The organism is Klebsiella sp. KP20-425-1 (genome assembly GCF_025813515.1).
Lineage (GTDB): Bacteria > Pseudomonadota > Gammaproteobacteria > Enterobacterales > Enterobacteriaceae > Klebsiella > Klebsiella pneumoniae.
On record NZ_CP109614.1, the window covers coordinates 5,038,765 to 5,064,254 of the forward strand.

Below are 25,490 nucleotides of genomic sequence, written 5' to 3' on the forward strand. Positions count from 1 at the left end.
TCAGGAGAAGTAGCTCAGCAGCGAGTTAATCACCGTCCGCTGATTCACCACAGACAGATTGTAAAACAGCGGCAGGCGTACCAGACGCTCGCTCTCCTGAGTGGTGTAGCGGTCTTCACCGCGGAATTCGCCGAACTGTTCGCCTGCCGGGCAGCTGTGCAGGGGAATGTAATGGAATACCGCGAGGATCTCCGCCTCTTTCAGCCAGGCGATCAGTCTGCTGCGATCCTCGATATCGCGCAGCTTAATGTAGAACATGTGCGCGTTTTGCCCGCAGTCGGCCGGAACCGTCGGCAGTTCGATACGCCCGGCGCGCGCCAGCGGCAGCAGCGCATCATAGTAGTTCTGCCACAGGGCCAGGCGCTGCTGGTTGATGCGCTCCGCCGCTTCCAGCTGCGCCCACAGATAGGCGGCCTGCAGGTCGGACATCAGATAGCTGGAGCCAATGTCCCGCCAGGTATATTTATCCACCAGGCCGCGAAAGAACTGGCTGCGGTTGGTGCCTTTTTCGCGAATAATCTCCGCGCGTTCCACCAGCGTGCGATCGTTGATCAGCGTCGCCCCGCCCTCACCGCCGGCGGTGTAGTTTTTGGTTTCATGGAAGCTGAAGCAGCCGATATGGCCGATGGTGCCCAGCGCGCGCCCCTTGTAGGTGGACATCACCCCCTGCGCGGCGTCTTCCACCACAAACAGGTTGTATTTGTCGGCGATGGCCATGATGGTGTCCATCTCGCAGGCTACGCCGGCATAATGCACCGGGACAATCGCCCGGGTTTTATCGGTGATGGCGGCTTCGATGAGCGTTTCGTCGATATTCATCGTATCGCGACGGATATCAACGAAGACGATTTTCGCCCCGCGCAGCACAAAGGCGTTGGCGGTGGAGACAAAGGTATAGCTGGGCATAATCACTTCGTCGCCCGGCTGGATATCCAGCAGCAGCGCGGCCATCTCCAGCGAAGCCGTGCAGGAAGGGGTCAGTAGCGCTTTTGCCGTGCCAAATCGCTGCTCCACCCACTGCTGGCAGCGGCGCGTAAAGCCGCCGTCGCCGCACAGCTTGCCGCTGTTCATCGCAGACTGCATGTAATCAAGCTCGGTTCCAACCACCGGCGGCGCGTTAAATGGGATCATGGGGGTCACCTGTATAGCCAGTAGGCGGTGCTTTCCACGTTAGCACCGCTGAGAATATAACGTTTAAGCGCGGCGGTGTTGCCCATCTGGGTCGCCACCCGCAGTGTAGAAAGTCCGCGCGAGGCGGCCCAGTACCGCGCCGCCTGCATCAACTGCGCCCCGGCGCCGCGTCCGGCCAGCAGGCCGATACGCGCTTCGGTCGCAGTGATCTGCCGCAGGGAGACAAAGGCGCGAATATCGCCCTCAGGATGGCGGTAAATCAGGCACTGATGATCGAAGGTGCCGCGCACCGCATTTTCAATCCACTGGGCATAGAAGCGGCCGCTGGCGTCGGCAGCGTACCAGGGCGCGCGAAAGCGGCTCATGGCAAATGCCTGCGCCGCCTGCTCGCGCAGCGGCGCAATATCCGCTTCCACGGCGACGTCTGCGCCGGCATCTGCAGGGCTGCCCACCGGCAGCGCCAGATCGACCTCACCTTCCACCAGCTGAAAACCCAGCCGCTGCAGCGCGTCCAGCCGGACGGTGTCGCTGGCGGCGATCTTCGCCTGCACTCGCGACCACCCCGCCAGCGCCTCAGGCGTCAGCCGCGGCGCGTGCTCGTCAAAGCGCACGATCGCGCTGTTCACGGCAAAGAAGCGGTTCTCCCACTCCAGGGGGTCAATACTGGCGCGGACGGGCACGGAGCAGATCCAGCAGATATTGGCCGTAGCCGGTTTTTTCCAGCCGCTTCGCCGCACGTTTGACGCCGTCGTCGTCCAGCCAGCCGTTACGCCAGCCGATCTCTTCCAGACAGGCGATTTTAAAGCCCTGGCGCTTCTCGACGGTCTGCACGAACATGCTGGCCTCGATCAGGCTATCGTGGGTGCCGGTGTCCAGCCAGGCAAAGCCGCGTCCAAGCAGTTCGACAGTCAATGCGCCATCCTCCAGATACATCTGGTTGATGGAGGTGATTTCCAGCTCGCCGCGCTCGGATGGTTTGACCCGTTTGGCATACTCCGTCACCTTGCCATCGTAGAAATAGAGACCGGTGACCGCCCAGTTCGACTTCGGCTGCTTCGGCTTCTCTTCCAGCGATAGCGCACGGAAGTTATCATCAAACTCCACCACGCCAAAGCGCTCAGGATCCATCACCTGATAGCCAAAAATCGTCGCCCCTTCCGTGCGGGCAGCGACGCTGCGCAGCTTCGGGCTAAAGCTTTGGCCGAAGAAGATATTGTCGCCTAACACCAGACACGCCGGTTCGCCGTTAAGAAAGGCTTCGCCGATGATAAACGCCTGGGCTAAACCATCCGGCGTCGGCTGTACGGCATAGTGCAGCGCAATGCCAAACTCTGAGCCATCGCCGAGCAGGCGCTGGAAATCACGTAGGTCGTCCGGCGTGGTGATAATCAGGATCTCACGGATCCCGGACAGCATTAATACCGACAGCGGGTAGTAGATCATCGGCTTATCGTAGATCGGCAACAGCTGCTTCGATACGCCGCGGGTGATGGGATGTAGCCGCGTTCCGGAACCGCCCGCCAGAATAATACCTTTCATCATTCCCCCCAGAGATGATTAGCTTTGCAGCCCAAGACGCTCGCCCTGATAGCTTCCGTCCTGAACCTGACGCCACCAGGCCTCGTTCGCCAGATACCACGCCACGGTCTTACGCATACCGGAGGTGAAAGTCTCTGCCGGCGTCCAGCCCAGCTCGCGGGCAATCTTCGAGGCATCAATGGCATAGCGCAGATCGTGGCCCGGACGATCGGCAACGAAGGCGATCAGATCGCGATAGTGCGCCACGCCCTGCGGCTTATCCGGCGCCAGCTCTTCCAGCAGCTGACAAATGGTTTCCACCACCTCGATATTTTTCCGTTCGTTATGACCGCCGATATTGTAAGTTTCGCCCGGTTCGCCGCGGGTCGCCACCAGATACAGCGCTCTGGCGTGATCTTCCACGTACAGCCAGTCGCGGATCTGTTGTCCATTGCCATACACCGGCAGCGGCTTGCCCGCCAGCGCGTTAAGGATCGTCAGCGGGATCAGCTTCTCGGGAAAGTGATACGGGCCGTAGTTATTTGAGCAGTTGGTGATAAGCGTCGGCAGGCCATAGGTTCGCAGCCAGGCGCGCACCAGGTGGTCGCTGCTGGCTTTCGAAGCCGAATAGGGGCTGCTTGGCGCATAGGGCGTGGTCTCGGTAAAGAAATCATCGCTGCCGTGCAGATCGCCATACACTTCATCGGTGGAGATGTGATGGAAGCGAAACGCCGATTTTTGCGCCGTAGCCAGGGTATTCCACCAGCTACGGGCCGCCTCCAGCAGCGTATAGGTGCCCACGATATTGGTCTCGATAAACGCCGCCGGGCCGTCAATCGAACGATCGACATGGCTTTCCGCCGCCAGGTGCATCACCGTATCCGGTTGATGCTGACGAAAAATGCGATCCAGCTCGGCGCGGTCGCAGATATCCACCTGTTCAAAGGCGAAACGCGCATCCTGCGCCACCGGCGCCAGCGACATTAAATTGCCGGCGTAGGTCAGTTTATCCACCACCACCACGCGATCGGCGGTGTGCTGGATAATCTCCCGCACTACCGCCGAACCAATGAAACCCGCGCCGCCGGTGACCAGAATGGTTCTCACCGCCACACTCCTTTGGTGTCGACGATAAACGCCTGGGTGACGCTATCGCCGCTAACGGCTTTAAATTGGTTATGATCGACCAGCATCACCAGCACATCGGCGCTGGCCAGCGCCGCCTCAAGGGTCGCCAGCGTACACAGTCCATCGAGTTTCTTCGGCAGCGCGTGAATGTTGGGCTCAACCACCTGGGTCGTGCCGCTGTGCCAGCGGGCAATCTGCGCGGCAATTTCCATCGCCGGACTTTCGCGCAGGTCGTCAATATTCGGTTTAAAAGCGAGGCCAAAACAGGCGATCGTCAGTTCGCTGGCCCGCTTGTTGGTGGCATTCAGGCAGTCCGCCACCTGCGCTTTCACCTGTTCGATAACCCATTCCGGCTTGTGGTCGTTGACCTCGCGAGCGGTGCGGATCAGACGCGCCTGCTGCGGGTTTTGCGCCACGATAAACCATGGGTCGACGGCGATACAGTGGCCGCCAACACCCGGGCCCGGCTGCAGGATATTGACGCGCGGATGGCGGTTCGCCAGGCGGATCAGCTCCCAGACGTTAATCCCCTGGTCGGCGCAAATCAGCGACAGCTCGTTGGCAAAAGCGATGTTGACGTCGCGGAAGCTGTTTTCCGTCAGCTTGCACATCTCGGCGGTGCGCGAGTTGGTCACCACGCATTCGCCTTCAAGGAAGATTTTATACAGCTCGCTGGCGCGAGCGGAGCAGACCGGCGACATGCCGCCGATAACACGGTCGTTTTTAATCAGCTCGACCATCACCTGACCGGGCAATACCCGCTCCGGGCAGTAGGCGATATTCACGTCCGCCGCTTCACCCACCTGCTGGGGGAAGCTAAGATCCGGGCGCATCTCCGCCAGCCACTCGGCCATCTGTTCGGTCGACCCGACCGGCGAAGTGGACTCGAGGATCACCAGCGACCCTTTCTTTAACGTCGGCGCAATAGATTTGGCGGCCGACTCGACAAACACCATATCCGGCTCGTGGCGATCTTTAAACGGCGTCGGCACGGCAATCAGGTAAGCATCCGCCTCCACCGGGGTGGTGGTGGCGCTTAAATACCCCTGCTCGACCGCGGTCTTCACCACGCTCGCCAGATCTGGCTCCACGATATGAATCTCTCCACGGTTAATGGTCTCCACGGCATGTTGATTAACATCAACGCCGACCACCCGCTTCTGCCGGGAGGCGAACGCGGCAGCGGTTGGCAGCCCGATATAGCCAAGGCCAATCACTGAAATGGTAGAAAAACTCATAGCGTTACCTGATTATTTTTAAGTGCAGACAAAATGCGACGACATGCTTCGCCATCGCCATAGGGATTATGCGCGCGGCTCATCGCCTGGTATGCAGCATCATCCTCCAGCAGTCGCGTCACTTCCGCGACGATGCGCTGGCTGTCGGTGCCCACCAGACACACGGTGCCGGCGGCCACCGCTTCCGGACGTTCGGTCATATCGCGCATGACCAGCACCGGCTTACCCAGCGAGGGGGCCTCTTCCTGAATGCCGCCGGAATCGGTCAGGATCAGCCAGGCGCGATCCATCAGCCAGACGAACGGCAGGTAATCCTGCGGTTCAATCAACATCACATTGTCAATATGACCAAGAATACGATTCACCGGCTCGCTGACATTAGGATTCAGGTGAACCGGATAGACAATCTGCACCTCAGGGTGGGTATGGGCTATCTCGGCCAGCGCCTGGCAGATCTGTTCAAAACCGAGCCCAAAGCTTTCCCGCCGGTGGCCGGTAACCAGAATCATCTTTTTACCATGGCTGATGAAAGGATAGCGCTGCAGCAGGGTCTCCCGTAGCGCTTCATCACCCAGCACCCGATCCCGCACCCAGAACAGGGCATCAATGACCGTATTCCCGGTAACCGTGATCCGACTGTCGGCAATATTTTCCCGCAGCAGATTCTGCCGCGAGGTTTCCGTGGGGGCGAAATGGTATGTCGCCAGATGGCCGGTCAACGTACGGTTGCCTTCTTCCGGCCACGGCGAACTTAAATCGCCGGTGCGCAGGCCGGCCTCTACGTGACCCACCGGTATCCGCTGGTAAAACGCCGCCAGGCTCGCCGCCATGGTGGTGGTGGTATCGCCATGCACCAGCACCACGTCGGGTTTAAACGACTCCAGCACCGGCTTCAGCCCTTCAAGGATGCGACAGGTGATCTCGGTCAGCCCCTGCCCCGGCTTCATGATGTTGAGATCGTAGTCCGGGACAATAGAGAAAAGTTTCAACACCTGATCGAGCATCTCCCGATGCTGCGCGGTCACGCATACTTTCGCCTCAAAATGAGGATCCTTTGCCAGCGCATGGACCAGAGGCGCCATCTTGATGGCTTCCGGCCTCGTGCCAAATACAGTTAGTACTTTCACATCGATTCTCTTCGATTAGGCGATGAAGGTCATCTGCCCTTCACCACAGGCCGCAATCACAGGACACGACGACGCGATAACGCCACGCCTGCGCCGATGAGCGCACCCACAATCCCCCACATCACCATCAGAAATACACGGCGCGGGCTATCGCGTTTTACAGGTTCTTCCGGCGTCCGCAAATACCGGTAAGTCTGAAAACGCGGATCTAACGTTGGACCGACGTTCAACGTGCTCAGCATGGCGCGGTTCTGGTCGTAATCGAGGTCATATTCCGGCCCGACGGCCTGCAGGTTTTCCAGCCTGGCCTGCAGCATCGGCCTGCCCAATAAAAATAGCTCTGAATCCGGCAACTGATCGGCAGGAACATCCGTTTCGCTACGTGAAATATTGTGCTGCTGAGCCACCTTCAGCGCCTGCTCCACGCTGTGCGTCCGGCGGTTGAAGATGGCCTCGGCCACCTCTTCCTGGCGCTTCACCTGCGCCTTCATCTGCACCGTCCGCGCCGCCCAGGCGCCTTTAAGTTCGTCGTTAAGATGGCCTGCCGCCCGCTGGCTGGCGAAGGCCACATACTGACGCAACAGATTATTGGCATCCTGCCCGGTCTCGGCGGTCAGTTTGACGCTGTCGTTAATGCTCTTGGCCGCATCACCTGGCATAAACTGGATATTGTTAATCAGGTCATCCAGCATCGCCGCATCAGCGCGGGCATTACCCGACTGACGCTGCTTGTAGTAGTCCGTTTGCAGCCAGAAATCGCGCCGGGTATCCCAGGAGGCCAGCTGCATGATGAACTCTTTATACGCTTCATCCATGGCGGAAGGCTGGTCGACCGAGGCGAGGTCGGCTTTAATGTCCAGATTGCGTAAGAACTGCTGTTGGGAATAGTATCCCCCCAACATATTGACAGTAGGCCGATCGGTGATCGCCGTGGCGCTCCACTCCTGGCGAGCAAAGAAGGTGTACACCAGCACGATGGCGGCGAAGAGTACGGCGCCGCCGACTATCCAGCCTTTTCCTGCCCATAAAGCGCGAAACAGCCCGCGAATATCCAGCTCGTTCTCAACGTTCACTGCTTGTGCTCCCGGTAATGGTTGAGTCATCACATCCCCAGCTCTACTTGGTTAGTTTCGGATTATTGCCGCTGTGTCGCCGAATTCTGCGTCTGATGCGCTTAACCAGGCGCGCCACTTTCCAGGCGCGCTTAATACAGTAGCCATAAAGAAAGAAGGCTACCAAAAAGAGAATTAACATCACCCATTCCGGCACAATGCGGGTGTACTCCGCCACGACGCCAACCAGCGCCAGCAGGGCGGCGGCCAGGGTAATCAGGACAAACGCCTGGCGGGAAGTAAACCCGGCGCGCATGATCAAATGATGAATATGCTGACGGTCCGGTGAGAAAGGACTCATGCCTTTGCGCAGGCGGCGATACATAATCGCCACCATGTCCATCAGCGGGATAGCGATAATCCACAGCGCGGTCACCGGGCTAATGGGATGCGTTTTACCTTGCGTGGTTTCCAGCAGGATCCAGATGATGGTGAAGCCAATCATCGTGCTGCCGGCGTCACCCATAAAGACTTTATAGCGGCGGCCGAGGGCGCCAAGATTGAGAAGAATATAGGGTAGAATGGCGGCGATCATCGCGAAACACCACATCGCCAGGCTGTACTGACCATCAAACCAAAGGATAATCCCGGTCGCCGCAAAAGAGACCGATGACAGTCCGCCGAGCAGGCCGTCGATACCATCGACCATGTTGAACGCATTGATAGCGGCCCAGACGGCAAACAGCGTCAGGAAGAAGCCGAAGGGCCCCAGCACCAGTTCCCACGAGCCAAAAATAAAGCCCAAACTACTCAGATGCAGATTCCCTGCCATCATCATAATCACGGCGATCGCGGCCTGAATGACCGCGCGAATTTTCACGCTGATGTCGAAGCGATCGTCAAGCGCGCCAACCAGCACCAATACCCCCGCGCAGGCCAGATACAGCGAGGCGTGAGGAATATAATAATCGGCGATGGCGAAAGTGAAACAGATACCTGCATAAACTGAGATACCACCGACCAACGGTATCAACCCCTGATGCCGTTTGCGATAGTTGGGTTTATCCACTAACCCGATCTTTTTTGCCACTTTCCGCGCGACAAAAATAAAGAGGGTCGTGAATAAGAAAATACTGATTAATTCAGTAATAGCAGTGAGTAAATTCACAACGCATGTGCTCTCAGCATAGTTAATCCGGGAAGTATAGCGATGATGCCCCAACTCCAGAAGGGGAAAAGCAGAACATTACAAATTTATTGTATAGATTTTAGTCTGTTAAAGCTGTCTCCGCCTGCTATCCGGCGCCATTATACGACAACTTTCGTCCCGCTTTCTCTGTCTCTGGATCATACAAACCCAAAAATGAAAACGCCACGCAAAGGCGTGGCGTTTTTGGCTTTTTTTACCTTACGAGCGCTTCATCATATCGAAGAAGTCATCATTCGTCTTGGTCATTGCCAGCTTATTGATGAGGAATTCCATCGCATCAATCTCACCCATCGGATGGATAATTTTGCGCAGGATCCACATTTTCTGCAGCTCTTCCTGAGTGGTAAGCAGCTCTTCTTTACGGGTACCGGAACGGTTGTAGTCGATAGCCGGGAAGACGCGTTTTTCAGCAATCTTACGAGAGAGGTGCAGTTCCATGTTACCGGTGCCTTTAAACTCTTCGTAGATAACTTCGTCCATTTTGGAACCGGTGTCGATCAGCGCCGTGGCGATGATGGTCAGGCTACCGCCCTCCTCGACGTTACGTGCCGCACCAAAGAAACGCTTCGGACGGTGCAGGGCGTTGGCGTCCACACCACCGGTCAACACTTTACCGGAAGCCGGAACCACGGTGTTGTAGGCACGCGCCAGACGGGTAATAGAGTCGAGCAGGATGATAACGTCTTTCTTGTGTTCAACCAGACGTTTCGCTTTCTCAATAACCATCTCGGCAACCTGCACGTGACGGGATGCCGGCTCGTCAAAGGTGGAAGCAACCACTTCACCTTTCACCAGACGCTGCATCTCGGTCACTTCTTCCGGACGTTCGTCGATCAGCAGTACCATCAGGACACAGTCCGGGTGGTTGTATGCGATGCTCTGCGCGATGTTCTGCAGCAGCATGGTTTTACCGGCTTTCGGCGGCGCGACGATCAGACCACGCTGGCCGCGGCCAATCGGGGAGGCCAGATCCAGTACGCGAGCGGTTAAGTCTTCGGTAGAACCGTTACCACGCTCCATACGCAGGCGAGAGTTCGCGTGCAGCGGCGTTAAGTTCTCGAACAGGATCTTGTTACGCGCGTTTTCCGGCTTGTCGTAGTTAACTTCGTTAACTTTCAGCAGCGCAAAGTAACGTTCACCCTCTTTCGGAGGACGAATCTTACCGGAAATGGTGTCACCAGTGCGGAGGTTGAAACGGCGGATTTGGCTGGGGGATACGTAGATGTCGTCAGGGCCGGCGAGGTAGGAGCTGTCTGCGGAGCGGAGGAATCCAAATCCATCCTGCAGTATCTCCAGTACGCCGTCGCCAAAGATATCTTCGCCACTCTTCGAATGCTGCTTGAGGATGGCAAAAATAATATCCTGCTTACGCATACGAGCCAGGTTTTCCAGCCCCATATTTTCGCCGAGAGTAATCAGCTCAGAAACCGGCGTATTCTTTAATTCGGTAAGATTCATAGTGGTGTGGGTTCTTAAACTCGGGGTAAATCTCGAACTTAATGTTGTGAATGGTATGGCAGGAACTTCCATGCCTGTTAACGGCCTTCATCTCGTGTCTGTACGTTGCCTGGTCACAGGAAAGAACGCAGAACTGAAACGACTAGACGGAATGAGTGAAAAGCCCGGAATTATTAACTTCACGCGCATTTATGCGGGATGCTTCGGGTAAAACAAGATTCAAACAAGGTATGTTTAAAACGAAGTCTGTGGATTAACTTAGCACGACTCCAGCCGGGCGTCCAGAGTTCCGCAAAAAATAGGAATCTGGACGCCGGAACAGCAATTCGCTTACGCCAGGTTAGCGTCGAGGAACTCTTTCAGCTGACCCTTGGACAGTGCGCCAACTTTAGTGGCCGCCACTTCGCCGTTTTTAAACAGCAGCAGGGTTGGGATACCGCGAATGCCGTATTTCGGCGCAGTGCCCGGGTTCTGGTCAATGTTCAGCTTAGCTACGGTCAGTTTGCCCTGATACTCTTCAGCGATCTCATCCAGAATCGGGGCGATCATTTTGCACGGACCACACCACTCTGCCCAGAAATCGACGAGGGTCAGCCCGTCAGCCTTGAGTACGTCCGTGTCAAAACTGTCGTCAGTCAGGTGAATAATTTTATCGCTCATATTTAACTCCACAGGAATAAGCCTGGTGTGTTGGTGTCGTAGCCATCAACGACGCGCTGCGGCTACGTTATGCACGCTATTCTTCAGGATACCTCAATTCTCTGGCCTGCCAACTGGCGCAATCCATCATGGACTCGCCTGTTGACGCCAGGGTGCCCGAACGCGAACTGCATGCTGCAGATTTATCGCTCCCGACTCGCTTAGTAGTCTAAGCTATCCTGGATTCGTTCAGTTACCGTAGACGTACCTTGAATAATTTCGTACACCGCCAACGAAAGGTTGACGTTATTTCACCGGATACGCTTTCTTAATGCAATAGTTAGCTGATATTCTACCACACTATGAGCAAAACACATTTAACAGAACAGAAGTTTTCCGACTTCGCCCTGCACCCGGCAGTCATTGAAGCCCTTGAAAAGAAAGGGTTTCATAATTGCACACCCATTCAGGCCCTCGCCCTTCCGCTGACGCTGGAAGGCCGCGATGTCGCCGGGCAGGCGCAAACCGGTACCGGTAAAACGATGGCGTTCCTGACGTCAACGTTTCATTATCTTCTCTCTCACCCGGCTATCGCCGATCGCCAGGTTAACCAACCGCGCGCGCTGATTATGGCGCCGACGCGTGAACTGGCGGTACAGATCCACGCCGACGCTGAGCCACTGGCGCAGGCCACCGGTCTGAAGCTGGGTCTGGCTTACGGCGGCGACGGCTACGATAAGCAGTTGAAAGTGCTGGAAAGCGGCGTCGATATTCTGATCGGCACCACTGGTCGTCTGATCGATTACGCGAAGCAGAACCACATTAACCTCGGCGCCATTCAGGTTGTCGTGCTGGACGAAGCCGATCGCATGTACGATCTCGGCTTTATTAAAGATATCCGCTGGCTGTTCCGCCGCATGCCGCCGGCCACTCAGCGCCTGAACATGCTGTTCTCCGCGACCCTTTCTTATCGCGTCCGCGAACTGGCGTTCGAACAAATGAATAACGCCGAGTACGTTGAAGTCGAGCCGGAACAGAAGACAGGCCACCGTATTAAAGAAGAGCTCTTCTACCCTTCCAATGAAGAAAAAATGCGCCTGCTGCAGACGCTGCTGGAAGAAGAGTGGCCCGATCGCGCCATCGTTTTCGCCAATACCAAGCACCGTTGCGAAGATATCTGGGGCCATCTCGCCGCCGACGGCCATCGCGTAGGTCTGCTGACCGGCGACGTGGCGCAGAAAAAACGTCTGCGCATTCTCGAAGAATTTACCCGTGGCGACCTCGATATTCTGGTCGCGACCGATGTTGCCGCCCGTGGCTTACATATTCCGGCCGTGACTCACGTCTTTAACTACGATCTGCCGGACGACTGCGAAGATTACGTTCACCGCATCGGCCGTACCGGTCGCGCTGGCGCCAGCGGTCACTCCATTAGCCTCGCCTGCGAAGAGTATGCGCTGAATCTGCCGGCGATCGAAACCTATATTGGTCACTCAATTCCGGTCAGTAAGTACAACCCGGACGCGCTGATGACCGACCTGCCTAAGCCGCTGCGTCTGACCCGTGCGCGCCCAGGCAACGGCCCGCGCCGTAACGGTCCACCGCGCAATCGTCGTCGTTCAGGTTAAGAGATCTATGCCATACGCTCAGTCATTCAGAATCTGCCAGGGCGACCTTCCTCTGGCGACCCGCTCAGTGATGTGGATCGGGCCTAAGCGCCCCACCGACCAGGGAGCCTTCTGAACGATGAAGAGTATGAGCTCCACCTCGCTATATGCCGCCATTGATTTGGGCTCCAATAGTTTCCATATGTTGGTGGTGCGCGAGGTGGCGGGCAGCATCCAGACGCTGAGCCGCATTAAGCGTAAGGTTCGACTGGCCGCCGGCCTGAATAGCGACAACACCCTCTCCGCAGAAGCGATGGAACGGGGCTGGCAGTGCTTACGCCTGTTTGCCGAGCGCCTGCAGGATATTCCGCCGACGCAAATCCGCGTCGTGGCCACCGCCACGCTGCGTCTTGCCGTCAATGCGGGGGAGTTTCTGGCGAAAGCGCAGGAGATCCTCGGCACTCCAGTGCAAGTGATCAGCGGCGAAGAAGAAGCGCGCCTGATTTACCAGGGTGTCGCCCACACCACCGGCGGCGCCGATCAGCGCCTGGTGGTCGATATCGGCGGCGCCAGCACCGAGCTGGTGACCGGGACCGGCGCACAAACAACCTCGCTGTTTAGCCTGTCGATGGGCTGTGTCACCTGGCTTGAACGCTATTTTGCCGACCGTAGTCTGACGAAAGAGAATTTCGATCTCGCCGAAGCGGCTGCGCGCGAGGTACTACTGCCCGTCGCCGATGTGCTGCGCTATCACGGATGGAAAGTGTGCGTTGGCGCCTCCGGCACCGTTCAGGCTCTGCAGGAAATTATGATGGCGCAGGGGATGGATGAACGAATCACCCTCGCCAAACTCCAGCAGCTTAAACAGCGCGCTATCCAGTGCGGACGTCTGGAAGAGCTGGAGATCGAAGGCTTAACCCTTGAGCGGGCGCTGGTGTTTCCTAGCGGGCTGGCGATCCTGATCGCTATCTTCAGCGAACTGAATATTCAGTGTATGACCCTCGCGGGCGGCGCGTTACGCGAAGGCCTGGTGTACGGCATGCTGCATCTCTCCGTTGAGCAGGACATCCGCAGCCGCACGCTGCGTAATATTCAGCGTCGTTTTATGATCGACACCGAACAGGCCCAGCGCGTCGGCGGCCTTGCCAGTCATCTGCTCAGTCAGTTGGATGGCAGCTGGGAGCTGGATCCGCTAAGCCGTGATTTACTCCTTAGCGCCTGTGCGCTGCATGAGATTGGGCTGAGCGTGGATTTTAAGCGCGCGCCGCAGCACGCCGCCTATCTGGTCAATAACCTCGACCTGCCGGGGTTTACCCCGGCGCAGAAGAAGCTGATTGCCACGCTGCTCCTTAACCAGACTAACGCTATCGACCTCTCTTCGCTTCATCAACAGAATGCCGTCCCGCCGCGGGTGGCTGAGCATCTGTGTCGTCTGCTGCGACTGGCAATCCTGTTTGCCAGCCGGCGGCGCGACGATCTGTTGCCCGCCATTCAGCTGACCGCTCAAGACGAACAACTGACGCTGATATTGCCGGGAAACTGGCTGGATGAACATCCGCTGGGTCGGGAGATGGTCGATCAGGAGTGTCAGTGGCAAAGCTACGTCCACTGGATACTTCGGGTCGCCAGCGGCGATACGCTGAAATAATATCCAGCCAGGAGGGCGGATGCGGGAAGAACTGGATTTCAAATCGCTACGCTTTTTCTCTGCGCTCTACCGCTTGGGCAATGTTTCCCCAGCAGCGGACGCGCTCGATATCAGCCAGCCCACCGGCAGCCTTTTGCTGAAAAAACTACGAGATCATTTTGCTGACCCGCTGTTTGTCCGGGTCGGGCAGCGGATGATCCCGACGCCGCGAGCGGACGCGATCGCCCCCACCATCTCGACTCTTCTCCAGCTTGCCGATAACGATTTAGCGGTCAAACCTGAATTTCTTCCCCAGCAGAGCCAGCGTAATTTTACGATCGGTATGACCGATATCAGCCAAATGACGCTGCTGCCTTTATTGCAAATTGCGCTCCAGCAGCAGGCGGCGGACGGGATCACCTTTACGGTACAGAATCTGGATGAGCAGACCCTCAACGCCCTCGAATCCGGGAAATGCGATCTCGCGATCGGCTATCTGACGCAGCTTCCGGAAAGCGTCTACCAGCAACATCTCTTCGATCAATCATATGTCTGCCTGGCTGCGGAAAACCATCCTCGCATTCGCGCACAGCTCCGCGCCGAAGACTGGCGCCAGGAAAAGCATCTGGCGATCCGCGTGGAGGGGACTGCCCATGGCGATATGGATAAGCTGCTTGATGAGCACCACATGCCCCGGCGCATTGCGCTAACGTTACCAAGTTTTTTAGGTACCGGTGAGCTGGTGGCCGAAAGCGATATGATTGCCGTCGTCCCGGAACAGGTGGCGCGGCATATCACCCGGCGCTATCCCTGCCGCAGCTGGCCGCTGCCTTTTCCCCTCGCCAAAATCGCCATCCGTCAGGTCTGGCATCAGCGGCTGCACCGCGATCCCGGACATATCTGGCTACGCTCGCTGATCGCTACGCTTGCCGATCCCGCACAGCAGAGTACTTCTATTAAAATCTAAGTAACAAAATACGCCCGTGTATTGGTTTTATTAATAACCCCTATTACGTTTGGTTTATTGCTGGTAATACGTGAAAGCTTTTATTCTCCTCGCATCAAGCCACACTGACTCATATCGCAAGGAAAATATCATGCGCGGAAAAATTGCTTTAGAAGAACACGTATCCACTCCTGAAAATAACCGTCTGTGGGATTCATCTGGTGAAGCAGGTCGTAACGGCACAGAATATATGAAAGATGTTGAACGCCGCCTGCTGGATCGCAGCATTCAGCTGGAAGAAATGGCGCAGCGTCATATTGATCATGTAATTCTTTCTCTGACTTCACCTGGCGCCCAGTCTATTTTAGATAAAGCCAAAGCCGTCTCTTTTGCCCGCGATACCAACGATTTTATCGTTGAGAATTATGTGAAGCCAAATCCGGACAAATTCAGCGCCTTCGCCACCCTGGCATTGCAGAACCCGGAAGCCGCGGCGGAAGAGCTGGAGCGCGCCGTGAAAAAGTTAGGCATGAAAGGTGCGCTGATCAACGGCTACACCAACGTTAAAGATAGCGAGCATGGCCTGTATCTTGATGACGAATCCATGCTGGTATTCTGGGATAAGGTCAACGAGCTGAACGTGCCTGTCTATCTTCATCCTCGTGAACCGCTGGAAGGCCCGGCGCGCGGCATCTATACCGGTTACGAAAGCCTGATCGGCTCTGCCTGGGGCTTCGCTCAGGAAACGGCGGTGCATGCTATTCGTCTGATGATGAGCGGTCTGTTCGATCGTTATCCTAACCTCAATCTGGTGCTGGGTCACCTCGGCGAAGGGCTGGTACATATGCTGCCGCGCACTCAACATCGTCTCTATCGTCAGCGTTTCGGCTGCGGTCTGGGTAAAGCGGAAAAACCGTTAATGCACTACCTGCAGAATAACTTCATCGTTACCACCAGCGGCCATTTCAATACCCATTCACTGAATAATGCTATTGAAGTCATGGGCGCCGATCGCGTGATGTTCTCTGTCGATTATCCGTATGAAGATATTCATCAGGCCTGCGACTGGTTTGATCCTTTAGAACTTGAAGCAGGCCTGAAAGAGAAAATCGCCTGGGGTAATGCCAGCCGCGTATTTAACATTAAATAATTAATTTAAATATTTCAGGGCCTGTATATTCAGGCCCTGATTTTTATTAGGGAAAATAAATTATGGCTATAGGTATATTTGTCTGTAGCGGCTCGCTTCTCGTTGGTGCGCTGGCGGGCGCTTCACTGAATCGTTTTATTCCGGAACATTTCAAAAAAACCTTACCGTTGATCGCCGGACTGATCTCAATCAGTATGGGCATATTCTTTGTCAATAAATTACATAACCTGCCGCCGATTGCCCTGGCTATTATTGTCGGCACGATTATCGGCGGCCTGTTGAATATTGAAAAATGGATTGAACGAGCCGGAACAACGCTGCGCAGCCCCATTGAACGTATCTTTCCGGCGCAGTCCAGCGCCAGCGTCGGTGCGGAAGATTTTATGAATCAGTTTATCGCCGTGCTGATCCTGTTCTGCGCCAGCGGTACCGGCATCTTCGGCGCCTTAACCGAAGGGATGACCGGCGACCCGACCATTCTGCTGACCAAGTCGATCCTCGACTTTTTTACTGCCGCGATTTTCGCCTCCACGCTGGGGTATATCATCACCGTGATCTTTATTCCCCAGCTGATTGTTTTCGTTATCCTGTTTTTCGCGGCAACCTTTATCATGGCGTTAATCAATCCGTCGATGATCGCCGATTTCACCGCCTGCGGCGGTATCATTATGCTGGCGACCGGTTTCCGTCTGTGCGGGATCCGTGCCTTCCCTACCGCCAATATGCTGCCCTCGCTAATACTGGTGATGCCCTTCTCCGCCGCCTGGCAGCAGTTTATCGCCTGAGACGCTAAGCTTTTTTCGCCTTTGCCAGCATCGCCCGAATATTAGCGACGTTGGCCTGGCCTTTTTGCATCCGCTCTTCAGGCGTAATGGTTTTGCGTGCCTGCTCCCAGATAAGGTCGTCCTGAGGTAGCTCCAGCAGAAAACGACTCGGTTCAGGACGCACCAGCTCGCCATATTGCCGGCGCTCCTTACAGAGCGTAAAGGTCAGCTCTTTCTGCGCACGGGTGATGCCAACGTAGGCCAGGCGGCGCTCTTCATCGACGTTATCTTCATCAATGCTGCTTTGGTGCGGCAGCAATCCCTCTTCCATTCCCACCAGATAAACGTAGGGGAACTCCAGCCCCTTTGACGCATGGAGAGTCATCAGCTGCACCTGATCCAGCTCTTCATCCGATTCGCCGCGCTCCATCATGTCGCGCAGGGTAAAGCGGGTGACCACCTGGGTCAGGGTCATCGGCTCATCGATTTCGCTGCCTTCCAGCATCTCGGTCATCCAGGTAAACAGCTGGTTGACGTTTTTCATGCGCATTTCCGCGGCTTTCGGGCTGGGCGAGGTTTCATACAGCCAGGATTCGTAGTCGATCCCGCGAATCAAATCGCGCACGGCGTTGACCGGCTCGCGTTCGGCCAGCTGCTGGATCTCGCGTAGCCAGTGGGTGAAGCGGGTGAGAGATTCATAGCCGCGCCCGGTCAGCGTCTGGCTGAGACCCATATCAAAGCTGGCGGTGAACAATCCTTTGTTGCGGCCCATCGCCCACTCACCGAGCTTTTGCAGCGTCGCCGGGCCGATCTCGCGCTTCGGCGTGTTGACGATACGCAGGAAGGCGCTGTCGTCGTCCGGGTTGGTCAGCACGCGCAGATAGGCCAGCAGATCTTTAATTTCCGGACGCGAAAAGAACGACGTGCCGCCGGAGATTTTGTACGGGATGCGGTTCTGCATCAGCATCTTTTCAAAGACCCGCGACTGGTGATTGCCGCGATAAAGGATCGCGTAGTCTTTGTAATTGGTTTTATTAATGAAGTGGTGGGCGATCAGCTCCCCGGCCACGCGCTCCGCTTCATGATCTTCATTGTTGGCGGAGAGCACTTTCAGCTCCGCGCCATATCCCAGTTCGGAGAACAGCCGCTTTTCAAAGACGTGAGGGTTATTGGCGATCAAAATGTTGGCGGCTTTCAGAATACGCCCGGATGAGCGGTAGTTCTGCTCAAGCTTGATCACCTGCAGCGCCGGGAAGTCCTGGCTGAGCAGCACCAGGTTCTGCGGCCGCGCGCCGCGCCACGAGTAGATCGACTGGTCGTCATCGCCCACCACGGTAAAGCGCGCCCGCTGACCCACCAGCAGTTTCACCAGCTCATACTGGCTGGTATTGGTATCCTGATACTCATCCACCAGCAGGTAGCGGATCTTATTTTGCCAGCGCTCGCGCACCTCCTCGTTGCGCTGCAGCAGCAGCGTTGGCAGCAGGATCAGATCGTCAAAATCGAGAACATTGCAGGCCTTCATGTGCGCGTCGTATAGCCCATAGCAGTGGGCGAAAATACGATCCCGTTCGCCTTTCGCGCCAGCGGCGGCCTGCGCCGGGGTTTTTAGATCGTTTTTCCAGTTGGAGATCGTCGAGATCAGCTGCTGAAGCACCACTTTGTCATCTTCGATCAACCCTTCGGTCAGTTCCTTAAGCAGCGCCACCTGGTCGGTATCGTCGAATAAGGAAAAGTTAGACTTCATACCCAGCGCAGCGTATTCGCGCTTAATGATATCCAGCCCCAAAGTGTGGAAGGTGGAAATCATCAGCCCACGCGCCTCTTTGCGCCCCAGCGTTTGCCCAACGCGCTCTTTCATCTCGCGCGCGGCTTTGTTGGTAAAGGTCACGGCCGCGATATGGCGCGCCTGATAGCCGCAGCCGCGGATCAGGTGGGCGATTTTATTCGTAATAACGCGGGTCTTACCGGAACCGGCGCCCGCCAGCACCAGGCACGGTCCGGTGACGAATTCGACGGCTTGTTGTTGGCCAGGGTTTAAACGCATGGGAGTCTTGCTCAATCTTCGAACGGGGTGGGGATTGTAGCAGAAAGCGGAGCCGAGATTTACTGACTGATGGTAAAGTGTCAGCCACGCAAACCATCCTGAGAATGATGTCATGGCAAAAAGCGCAGCGGCCCTGCATATCCTGGTCAAAGAAGAGAAACTGGCGCTGGAGATCCTCGCCAAACTGGAGCGGGGCGTCAGCTTCGATCATCTGGCGAAACGCTATTCTAAATGTCCGTCTGGCCGCAACGGCGGCGACTTAGGCGAGTTTCAGCAAGGCGCGATGGTCGGTCCGTTTGATCAAGCCGTCTTCAGCTGTCCGCTGCTCAAACCCTATGGCCCGGTGAAAACCAAATTCGGCTACCACATCATCAAGGTGCTGTATCGCCGCTAGCGCGTGATACTATGGCGCCCTGATTTATCCCAACTCACTCAAGGCGCAATCATGGCTAAAACCGCGGCAGCACTGCATATCCTGGTAAAAGAAGAGAAACTGGCGCTCGATCTGCTCGAGCAGCTCAAAAACGGCGCCGATTTCGGCAAGCTGGCAAAGAAACACTCCATTTGTCCGTCAGGCAAACGCGGCGGCGATCTGGGTGAGTTCCGCCAGGGCCAGATGGTACCGGCCTTCGATAAAGTGGTCTTCTCCTGCCCTGAACTGGAGCCAACCGGCCCGCTGCATACCCAGTTCGGCTACCACATCATCAAAGTGCTGTACCGGAAATAATAAAAAAACCCGGGGATCTTAATCTCCGGGTTTTTGCCTGATGGCGCTTCGCTTATCAGGCCTACTAAACAAATCCATGCCTCTATGGATTTCGGCTTGCCGGAAGGCGGCAAGGAAGTACATCCCCAGCAACAAAGATTACTATGTGACTGGGGTGTACGTACCGTAGCCAACGCATCGGCAAGTCGAAAGACGACGAGGAATTAGCCGGCTACCGCGATACGCTTCATATCGGTCATATAACCGCGCAGTTTCTTACCAACCTGCTCGATAGCGTGGCTGCGAATCGCTTCGTTCACATCGCGCAGCTGCGCGTTATCTACCGCGCCTTCGGCAATCGCTGTGCCCAGGTCGCCGGTCTGCAGGGTGGTCATGAACTCTTTCAGCAGCGGTACGCAAGCGTAAGAGAACAGGTAGTTACCATATTCAGCGGTATCGGAAATAACCACGTTCATCTCATACAGACGCTTACGGGCGATGGTGTTGGCGATAAGCGGCAGCTCATGCAGTGATTCGTAGTAAGCAGACTCTTCGATGATGCCGGAGGCCACCATGGTTTCGAAGGCCAGCTCAACGCCCGCTTTCACCATCGCGATCATCAGAACGCCTTTATCGAAGTACTCCTGCTCGCCGATTTTGCCTTCATATTGCGGCGCGGTTTCGAAGGCGGTTTTGCCGGTCTCTTCACGCCAGGTCAGCAGTTTCTTATCATCATTCGCCCAGTCCGCCATCATGCCGGAGGAGAATTCGCCGGAGATGATGTCGTCCATGTGTTTCTGGAACAGCGGCGCCATGATCTCTTTCAGCTGCTCGGACAGCGCATAAGCGCGCAGTTTCGCCGGGTTGGAGAGGCGATCCATCATCAGGGTGATGCCGCCCTGCTTCAGCGCTTCGGTGATGGTTTCCCAGCCGAACTGAATCAGTTTTTCTGCATACGCCGGATCGGTACCTTCCGCCACCAGCTTGTCGAAGCACAGCAGAGAACCCGCCTGCAGCATGCCGCAAAGGATAGTTTGCTCGCCCATCAGGTCAGATTTCACTTCCGCCACGAAGGAAGATTCCAGCACGCCCGCGCGGTGGCCGCCTGTCGCCGCCGCCCACGCTTTGGCAATGGCCATGCCTTCGCCTTTCGGGTCGTTTTCCGGGTGTACCGCGATAAGCGTCGGTACGCCGAAACCGCGTTTGTACTCTTCACGCACTTCGGTGCCCGGGCACTTCGGCGCCACCATCACCACGGTGATGTCTTTACGGATCTGCTCGCCCACTTCCACGATGTTGAAGCCGTGGGAGTAACCCAGCGCTGCGCCGTCTTTCATCAGCGGCTGTACGGAGCGCACAACGTCTGAGTGCTGTTTGTCCGGCGTCAGGTTAACCACCAGGTCGGCCTGCGGGATCAGCTCTTCATAAGTGCCGACTTTGAAGCCGTTTTCAGTCGCTTTACGCCAGGAGGCGCGCTTCTCAGCGATCGCTTCTTTACGCAGCGCATAGGAGATATCCAGGCCGGAGTCACGCATGTTCAGACCCTGGTTCAGACCCTGCGCGCCGCAGCCGACGATGACCACTTTTTTACCCTGAAGGTAGCTTGCGCCATCGGCGAATTCGTCGCGCGCCATAAAGCGGCATTTGCCCAGCTGTGCCAGCTGCTGGCGCAGGTTCAGTGTATTAAAGTAGTTAGCCATGTCTGTAACTCCGTGATGTTGTGTCGTGCTTATTGTTCGGTTCGCTTTTGCGAGAATGAACTTACTATATGACAGGAATTTTATTGCGGAAATTGATATATTCACAACGTCACGTTGCATTTTATGAAATACAAAACCGGGGAGTACGCGCCGTGGATTTACGCGATCTGAAAACCTTTCTGCATCTGGCGGAAAGCCGCCATTTTGGCCGCAGCGCGCGGGCCATGCACGTCAGCCCGTCGACGCTTTCGCGCCAGATCCAACGCCTGGAAGAGGACCTCGGCCAGCCGCTGTTCGTGCGAGATAATCGCACGGTGACCCTTACCGAAGCCGGGGAAGAGTTACGTACCTTTGCCCAACAGACTTTATTGCAGTATCAGCAGCTTCGTCACGTCATCGATCAGCAGGGCCCTTCGCTCTCCGGCGAGCTGCACATCTTCTGCTCTGTCACCGCCGCCTATAGCCATCTGCCGCCGATCCTCGACCGCTTTCGCGCCGCGCACCCCTCGGTGGAGATCAAGCTCTCGACCGGCGACGCCGCCGACGCTATGGAGAAGGTCGTCACCGGCGAAGCCGACCTGGCGATTGCCGGTAAGCCGGAGACTCTGCCAGGGTCGGTGGCGTTTTCGATGCTGGAGAACCTCGCCGTGGTGTTAATTGCCCCGGCCCTTCCCTGCCCGGTGCGCAACCAGGTGACCGTCGAGCGCCCCGACTGGTCGACAGTGCCCTTTATCATGGCCGACCAGGGGCCGGTACGTCGGCGCATCGAGCTGTGGTTTCGGCGGCATAAAATCAGCAATCCGTCGATCTACGCCACCGTCGGCGGGCACGAAGCGATGGTGTCGATGGTCGCCCTGGGATGCGGCGTGGCGCTGCTGCCGGAAGTGGTGCTGGAGAACAGTCCGGAGCCGGTACGCAACAGGGTGATGATCCTGGAGCGCAGCGATGAGCAAACGCCGTTTGAGCTGGGTGTTTGCGCACAAAAAAAGCGGCTGCATGAGCCGCTTATTGATGCTTTCTGGAAAATTCTTCCCAACCACTAACCCGCGAGGAAAAAGCGGAATGCCGGGTTATGCGTTTCGTCGTGGCACTCATAGCCCAGCTCATTGAGACGAGTTTCAAAGTCCGGCTCGTGCTCGCCCAACTCGAAGGCCGCCAGTACCCGACCATAGTCAGTGCCGTGGCTGCGGTAGTGGAACAGTGAAATATTCCAGTGGGTGCCAAGGGTATGCAGGAATTTCAGCAGCGCCCCCGGCGATTCCGGAAACTCGAAGCTGAACAGCCGCTCCTGCAGCGCTTTTGACGGCCGGCCGCCGACCATATAGCGCACATGCAGCTTAGCCATCTCATCATCAGAGAGATCCACCACGCTGTAGCCGCCGTCGTTCAGTAACTGGAGGATCTCTTTCCGCTCTTCCAGGCCACGACTCAGGCGTACCCCGACAAAAATACAGGCGTCTTTGGCATCGGCAAAGCGGTAGTTGAACTCCGTCACCGAGCGGCCCCCCAGTAGCTGGCAAAACTTCAAAAAGCTACCTTTCTCTTCCGGGATCGTCACCGCCAGCAGTGCTTCGCGCTGTTCCCCGAGCTCGCAGCGCTCGGACACGTAGCGCAGGCCGTGGAAGTTGACGTTGGCCCCGGACAGAATATGAGCCAGACGCTCGCCGCGGATGTTATGCTGGGCGATATACTTTTTCATCCCCGCCAGCGCCAGCGCGCCGGAAGGCTCCGCCACCGCCCGCACATCTTCGAACAGATCCTTCATCGCCGCGCAGATAGCATCGCTATCGACGGTGATGATATCGTCCAGATACTCCTGGCATAAACGGAACGTTTCATCGCCGATGCGTTTGACCGCCACGCCTTCGGCAAACAAGCCGACGCGCGGCAGATCCACCGGATGGCCTGCGTCCAGCGCCGCCTTCAGGCAAGCAGAATCTTCCGCCTCCACCGCGATCACTTTGATCTGCGGCATCAGCTGCTTGATCAGCACCGCCACGCCCGCTGCCAGACCGCCGCCGCCCACCGGGACGAAGACGCGGTCAATATGGGCATCCTGCTGCAGCAGCTCCAGCGCCAGGGTTCCCTGTCCGGCGATGACCATTGGGTGATCGAACGGCGGCACCCAGGTAAAACCCTGCTGTTGCGCCAGCTCAATCGCTCTCGCCTTCGCTTCGTCAAAGTTGGCGCCGTGCAGCAGCACTTCGCCGCCAAAGCCGCGAACGGCATCGACTTTGATATCGGCGGTCGCTACCGGCATCACGATCAGCGCCTTAACGCCCAGCCGCGATGCGGAAAACGCCACGCCCTGGGCATGGTTGCCCGCCGAAGCGGTGATCACCCCGTGGGATTTCTGTTCGGCAGTCAGGCTGGACATCATCGCGTAAGCGCCGCGCAGCTTAAAGCTGTGTACCGGCTGGCGATCTTCACGCTTCACCAGAATAACGTTATCCAGCCGCGACGAGAGCTTATCCATTTTTTGCAGCGGCGTTTTCTGCACCGCTTCATAAACCGGCGCGCGCAGCACTGCTCGCAGGTACTCGGCGCCCTCAGGGGCGCCGGACAAGGGTTGTGAATCCGCCATGATTAGCCACCCAGCTTGGATTTATCGCGTACCGCGCCTTTGTCGGCGCTGGTCGCCAGGCTGGCGTAGGCGCGAAGGGCAAAGGAGACCTGACGCTGGCGATTCTTCGGCGTCCACGCCTGGTCGCCACGCGCCTCCTGGGCTTCACGACGCGCCGCAATTTCCGCATCGCTCAGCTGCAGCTGGATGCTGCGGTTCGGAATATCAATCGCGATCATGTCGCCATCTTCAATGAGCGCAATGTTGCCGCCGCTCGCCGCTTCCGGAGAGACGTGACCGATAGAGAGCCCTGAGGTGCCGCCGGAGAAACGGCCATCGGTGATCAGCGCGCACGCTTTGCCCAGCCCCATCGACTTCAGGAAGCTGGTGGGGTAAAGCATTTCCTGCATCCCCGGCCCGCCTTTCGGCCCTTCGTAGCGGATCACCACGACGTCGCCTTCCACGACTTTACCGCCGAGGATGGCCTCAACCGCATCGTCCTGGCTCTCATATACTTTCGCCGGACCGGTAAATTTCAGGATGCTGTCGTCCACGCCGGCGGTTTTCACGATACAACCGTTTTCTGCGAAATTGCCGTACAGCACCGCCAGGCCGCCGTCCTTGCTGTAAGCGTGTTCCAGAGAACGGATACAGCCTTCGGCGCGATCGTCATCCAGGGTATCCCAGCGGCAGTCTTGCGAGAACGCCTGGGTGGTACGGATGCCCGCCGGGCCGGCGCGGAACATTTTTTTCACCGCATCGTCCTGGGTCACCATCACATCGTACTGTTCCAGGGTCTGCGGCAGCGTCAGGCCAAGGACGTTTTTGACCTCGCGATTCAGCAGCCCGGCGCGGTCCAGCTCGCCCAGAATGCCCAGCACGCCGCCGGCGCGATGCACATCTTCCATATGGTATTTCTGCGTGCTCGGCGCCACCTTACACAGCTGCGGCACTTTGCGGGAGAGCTTATCGATATCGCTCATGGTGAAGTCGATTTCAGCTTCCTGCGCCGCCGCCAGCAGGTGCAGAACGGTATTGGTGGAGCCGCCCATGGCGATATCCAGCGTCATAGCGTTCTCAAAGGCCGCCTTGCTGGCGATATTGCGCGGCAGCGCGGAAGCGTCATCCTGCTCGTAATAGCGTTTGGTCAGCTCCACGATACGTTTCCCGGCGTTTAGGAACAGCTCCTTACGATCGGCGTGGGTCGCCAGCAGAGAGCCGTTGCCCGGCTGTGACAGGCCCAGCGCTTCGGTCAGGCAGTTCATGGAGTTCGCCGTGAACATCCCGGAACAGGAGCCGCAGGTCGGGCAGGCGGAGCGTTCCACCTGATTACTCTGCTCGTCGGACACTTTCGGATCCGCCCCCTGAATCATCGCATCCACCAGGTCAAGCTTGATGATTTTATCTGACAACTTGGTCTTCCCGGCTTCCATCGGGCCGCCGGAAACAAAGATCACCGGAATGTTCAGGCGCAGGGAGGCCATCAGCATCCCCGGGGTGATTTTGTCGCAGTTGGAGATACAAACCATGGCATCAGCGCAGTGGGCGTTAACCATATACTCCACCGAGTCGGCGATCAGCTCGCGGGATGGCAGTGAATAGAGCATACCCCCGTGGCCCATAGCGATCCCATCATCCACTGCGATGGTGTTGAATTCTTTGGCCACGCCACCGGCGGCTTCAATCTGCTCGGCAACCAGTTTGCCGAGATCGCGCAGGTGCACGTGCCCGGGGACAAACTGGGTAAAGGAGTTAACGACGGCGATAATCGGTTTGCCGAAATCGGCATCGGTCATTCCGGTTGCGCGCCACAACGCGCGGGCGCCCGCCATATTGCGGCCATGTGTGGTGGTGGCGGAACGGTACTTAGGCATGCTCT

Annotated in this window: 22 protein-coding genes; 8 read left to right on the forward strand and 14 right to left on the reverse strand. The window is 57.0% G+C overall.

The features are described from left to right. The 10 genes from rffA to trxA form a co-directional block, all read right to left on the reverse strand. Positions 1-1,131, reverse strand: a complete 1,131-nt coding sequence (gene rffA, locus OHJ17_RS24565) for a dTDP-4-amino-4,6-dideoxygalactose transaminase (RefSeq protein ID WP_250950032.1) — start codon at positions 1,129-1,131, stop codon at positions 1-3. A 5-nt stretch (positions 1,132-1,136) separates the two neighbouring features. Then, a complete protein-coding gene (gene rffC / locus OHJ17_RS24570) occupies positions 1,137-1,811 on the reverse strand; it encodes a dTDP-4-amino-4,6-dideoxy-D-galactose acyltransferase (protein ID WP_004146507.1) in 675 nt (224 codons plus the stop codon). Further along, positions 1,789-2,670 carry a glucose-1-phosphate thymidylyltransferase RfbA gene (gene rfbA, locus OHJ17_RS24575; protein WP_023301353.1) on the reverse strand — a complete coding sequence of 294 codons (882 nt, stop codon included), beginning with the start codon at positions 2,668-2,670 and terminating at the stop codon, positions 1,789-1,791. Before rfbA ends, rffC begins: the two co-directional genes overlap by 23 nt. 18 nt (positions 2,671-2,688) lie before the next feature. After that, positions 2,689-3,756: a dTDP-glucose 4,6-dehydratase gene (rffG, locus tag OHJ17_RS24580; RefSeq protein WP_002883303.1), complete on the reverse strand. Its 1,068-nt coding sequence runs from the start codon at positions 3,754-3,756 to the stop codon at positions 2,689-2,691. Beyond that, positions 3,753-5,015, reverse strand: coding sequence for a UDP-N-acetyl-D-mannosamine dehydrogenase (gene wecC, locus OHJ17_RS24585; protein ID WP_004186361.1), 1,263 nt, complete (start codon positions 5,013-5,015; stop codon positions 3,753-3,755). Before wecC ends, rffG begins: the two co-directional genes overlap by 4 nt. Further along, positions 5,012-6,142 (reverse strand): non-hydrolyzing UDP-N-acetylglucosamine 2-epimerase, encoded by a 1,131-nt coding sequence (gene wecB / locus OHJ17_RS24590; protein WP_002883297.1) that lies wholly within the window; start codon positions 6,140-6,142, stop codon positions 5,012-5,014. Before wecB ends, wecC begins: the two co-directional genes overlap by 4 nt. 56 nt (positions 6,143-6,198) lie before the next feature. After that, entirely contained in the window at positions 6,199-7,245 is a 1,047-nt protein-coding gene (wzzE, locus tag OHJ17_RS24595) for an ECA polysaccharide chain length modulation protein (protein ID WP_002883296.1), read from the reverse strand. A 13-nt stretch (positions 7,246-7,258) separates the two neighbouring features. Continuing rightward, complete coding sequence (gene wecA / locus OHJ17_RS24600; RefSeq protein ID WP_002883295.1) at positions 7,259-8,362, reverse strand: UDP-N-acetylglucosamine--undecaprenyl-phosphate N-acetylglucosaminephosphotransferase; 1,104 nt, start codon at positions 8,360-8,362, stop codon at positions 7,259-7,261. 240 nt (positions 8,363-8,602) lie between these two features. Continuing rightward, a complete protein-coding gene (gene rho, locus OHJ17_RS24605) occupies positions 8,603-9,862 on the reverse strand; it encodes a transcription termination factor Rho (RefSeq protein WP_002883293.1) in 1,260 nt (419 codons plus the stop codon). 330 nt (positions 9,863-10,192) lie between these two features. After that, complete coding sequence (gene trxA, locus OHJ17_RS24610; protein WP_002883224.1) at positions 10,193-10,522, reverse strand: thioredoxin TrxA; 330 nt, start codon at positions 10,520-10,522, stop codon at positions 10,193-10,195. A 341-nt stretch (positions 10,523-10,863) separates the two neighbouring features. Between trxA and rhlB the strand changes: the two genes are divergently transcribed. The 5 genes from rhlB to OHJ17_RS24635 all read left to right on the forward strand — a co-directional run bounded on the left by rhlB (position 10,864) and on the right by OHJ17_RS24635 (position 16,616). Beyond that, the gene (gene rhlB, locus OHJ17_RS24615; RefSeq protein ID WP_002883222.1) at positions 10,864-12,129 is read left to right on the forward strand and encodes an ATP-dependent RNA helicase RhlB; all 1,266 of its coding nucleotides are present in this window, start codon (positions 10,864-10,866) and stop codon (positions 12,127-12,129) included. 118 nt (positions 12,130-12,247) lie between these two features. Next, positions 12,248-13,756, forward strand: coding sequence for a guanosine-5'-triphosphate,3'-diphosphate diphosphatase (gppA, locus tag OHJ17_RS24620; protein WP_004150419.1), 1,509 nt, complete (start codon positions 12,248-12,250; stop codon positions 13,754-13,756). 19 nt (positions 13,757-13,775) lie between these two features. After that, a complete protein-coding gene (locus tag OHJ17_RS24625) occupies positions 13,776-14,702 on the forward strand; it encodes a LysR family transcriptional regulator (RefSeq protein WP_002883211.1) in 927 nt (308 codons plus the stop codon). Between the two features lie 130 nt (positions 14,703-14,832). Next, the gene (locus OHJ17_RS24630) at positions 14,833-15,831 is read left to right on the forward strand and encodes an amidohydrolase family protein (protein WP_004181642.1); all 999 of its coding nucleotides are present in this window, start codon (positions 14,833-14,835) and stop codon (positions 15,829-15,831) included. 62 nt (positions 15,832-15,893) lie between these two features. After that, on the forward strand, positions 15,894-16,616 hold the full coding sequence (locus tag OHJ17_RS24635) for a DUF554 domain-containing protein (RefSeq protein WP_002883185.1): 723 nt from the start codon (positions 15,894-15,896) through the stop codon (positions 16,614-16,616). Between the two features lie 4 nt (positions 16,617-16,620). Here OHJ17_RS24635 and rep read toward each other — a convergent pair whose 3' ends face one another. Further along, on the reverse strand, positions 16,621-18,642 hold the full coding sequence (gene rep, locus OHJ17_RS24640) for a DNA helicase Rep (protein WP_004181641.1): 2,022 nt from the start codon (positions 18,640-18,642) through the stop codon (positions 16,621-16,623). A gap of 112 nt (positions 18,643-18,754) precedes the next feature. Here rep and ppiC (OHJ17_RS24645) point away from each other — a divergent pair, with 112 nt between their 5' ends. Next, positions 18,755-19,036, forward strand: a complete 282-nt coding sequence (gene ppiC, locus OHJ17_RS24645) for a peptidylprolyl isomerase PpiC (protein WP_002883181.1) — start codon at positions 18,755-18,757, stop codon at positions 19,034-19,036. Between the two features lie 51 nt (positions 19,037-19,087). Next, positions 19,088-19,369, forward strand: coding sequence for a peptidylprolyl isomerase PpiC (ppiC, locus tag OHJ17_RS24650; RefSeq protein WP_002883180.1), 282 nt, complete (start codon positions 19,088-19,090; stop codon positions 19,367-19,369). 203 nt (positions 19,370-19,572) lie between these two features. Here the strand turns inward: ppiC (OHJ17_RS24650) and ilvC are convergent, their stop codons facing one another. Further along, positions 19,573-21,048, reverse strand: a complete 1,476-nt coding sequence (ilvC, locus tag OHJ17_RS24655) for a ketol-acid reductoisomerase (protein ID WP_002883178.1) — start codon at positions 21,046-21,048, stop codon at positions 19,573-19,575. A 152-nt stretch (positions 21,049-21,200) separates the two neighbouring features. On the opposite strand from ilvC, the gene ilvY reads away from it, so the two are divergent. Next, positions 21,201-22,091, forward strand: coding sequence for an HTH-type transcriptional activator IlvY (gene ilvY / locus OHJ17_RS24660; protein WP_002883176.1), 891 nt, complete (start codon positions 21,201-21,203; stop codon positions 22,089-22,091). Here ilvY and ilvA read toward each other — a convergent pair. Both ilvA and ilvD read right to left on the reverse strand, forming a co-directional pair. Continuing rightward, positions 22,088-23,632: a threonine ammonia-lyase, biosynthetic gene (ilvA, locus tag OHJ17_RS24665; RefSeq protein WP_002883174.1), complete on the reverse strand. Its 1,545-nt coding sequence runs from the start codon at positions 23,630-23,632 to the stop codon at positions 22,088-22,090. The genes ilvY and ilvA overlap by 4 nt on opposite strands. A gap of 2 nt (positions 23,633-23,634) precedes the next feature. Beyond that, positions 23,635-25,485 carry a dihydroxy-acid dehydratase gene (gene ilvD / locus OHJ17_RS24670; RefSeq protein WP_002883173.1) on the reverse strand — a complete coding sequence of 617 codons (1,851 nt, stop codon included), beginning with the start codon at positions 25,483-25,485 and terminating at the stop codon, positions 23,635-23,637. Positions 25,486-25,490 lie beyond the last annotated feature (5 nt).

Excerpts from the sequence above, each read along its gene's own strand:
- OHJ17_RS24635 (WP_002883185.1), top strand. The coding sequence starts at position 15,894 with ATGGCTATAGGTATATTTGTCTGTAGCGGCTCGCTTCTCGTTGGTGCG.
- wecC (WP_004186361.1), bottom strand. The coding sequence starts at position 5,015 with ATGAGTTTTTCTACCATTTCAGTGATTGGCCTTGGCTATATCGGGCTG.
- rfbA (WP_023301353.1), bottom strand. The coding sequence starts at position 2,670 with ATGAAAGGTATTATTCTGGCGGGCGGTTCCGGAACGCGGCTACATCCC.
- ppiC (WP_002883181.1), top strand. The coding sequence starts at position 18,755 with ATGGCAAAAAGCGCAGCGGCCCTGCATATCCTGGTCAAAGAAGAGAAA.
- ilvC (WP_002883178.1), bottom strand. The coding sequence starts at position 21,048 with ATGGCTAACTACTTTAATACACTGAACCTGCGCCAGCAGCTGGCACAG.
- rhlB (WP_002883222.1), top strand. The coding sequence starts at position 10,864 with ATGAGCAAAACACATTTAACAGAACAGAAGTTTTCCGACTTCGCCCTG.
- rep (WP_004181641.1), bottom strand. The coding sequence starts at position 18,642 with ATGCGTTTAAACCCTGGCCAACAACAAGCCGTCGAATTCGTCACCGGA.
- gppA (WP_004150419.1), top strand. The coding sequence starts at position 12,248 with ATGAAGAGTATGAGCTCCACCTCGCTATATGCCGCCATTGATTTGGGC.
- rffA (WP_250950032.1), bottom strand. The coding sequence starts at position 1,131 with ATGATCCCATTTAACGCGCCGCCGGTGGTTGGAACCGAGCTTGATTAC.
- OHJ17_RS24625 (WP_002883211.1), top strand. The coding sequence starts at position 13,776 with ATGCGGGAAGAACTGGATTTCAAATCGCTACGCTTTTTCTCTGCGCTC.
- ilvD (WP_002883173.1), bottom strand. The coding sequence starts at position 25,485 with ATGCCTAAGTACCGTTCCGCCACCACCACACATGGCCGCAATATGGCG.
- ppiC (WP_002883180.1), top strand. The coding sequence starts at position 19,088 with ATGGCTAAAACCGCGGCAGCACTGCATATCCTGGTAAAAGAAGAGAAA.
- ilvA (WP_002883174.1), bottom strand. The coding sequence starts at position 23,632 with ATGGCGGATTCACAACCCTTGTCCGGCGCCCCTGAGGGCGCCGAGTAC.
- OHJ17_RS24630 (WP_004181642.1), top strand. The coding sequence starts at position 14,833 with ATGCGCGGAAAAATTGCTTTAGAAGAACACGTATCCACTCCTGAAAAT.
- trxA (WP_002883224.1), bottom strand. The coding sequence starts at position 10,522 with ATGAGCGATAAAATTATTCACCTGACTGACGACAGTTTTGACACGGAC.
- rho (WP_002883293.1), bottom strand. The coding sequence starts at position 9,862 with ATGAATCTTACCGAATTAAAGAATACGCCGGTTTCTGAGCTGATTACT.
- wzzE (WP_002883296.1), bottom strand. The coding sequence starts at position 7,245 with ATGACTCAACCATTACCGGGAGCACAAGCAGTGAACGTTGAGAACGAG.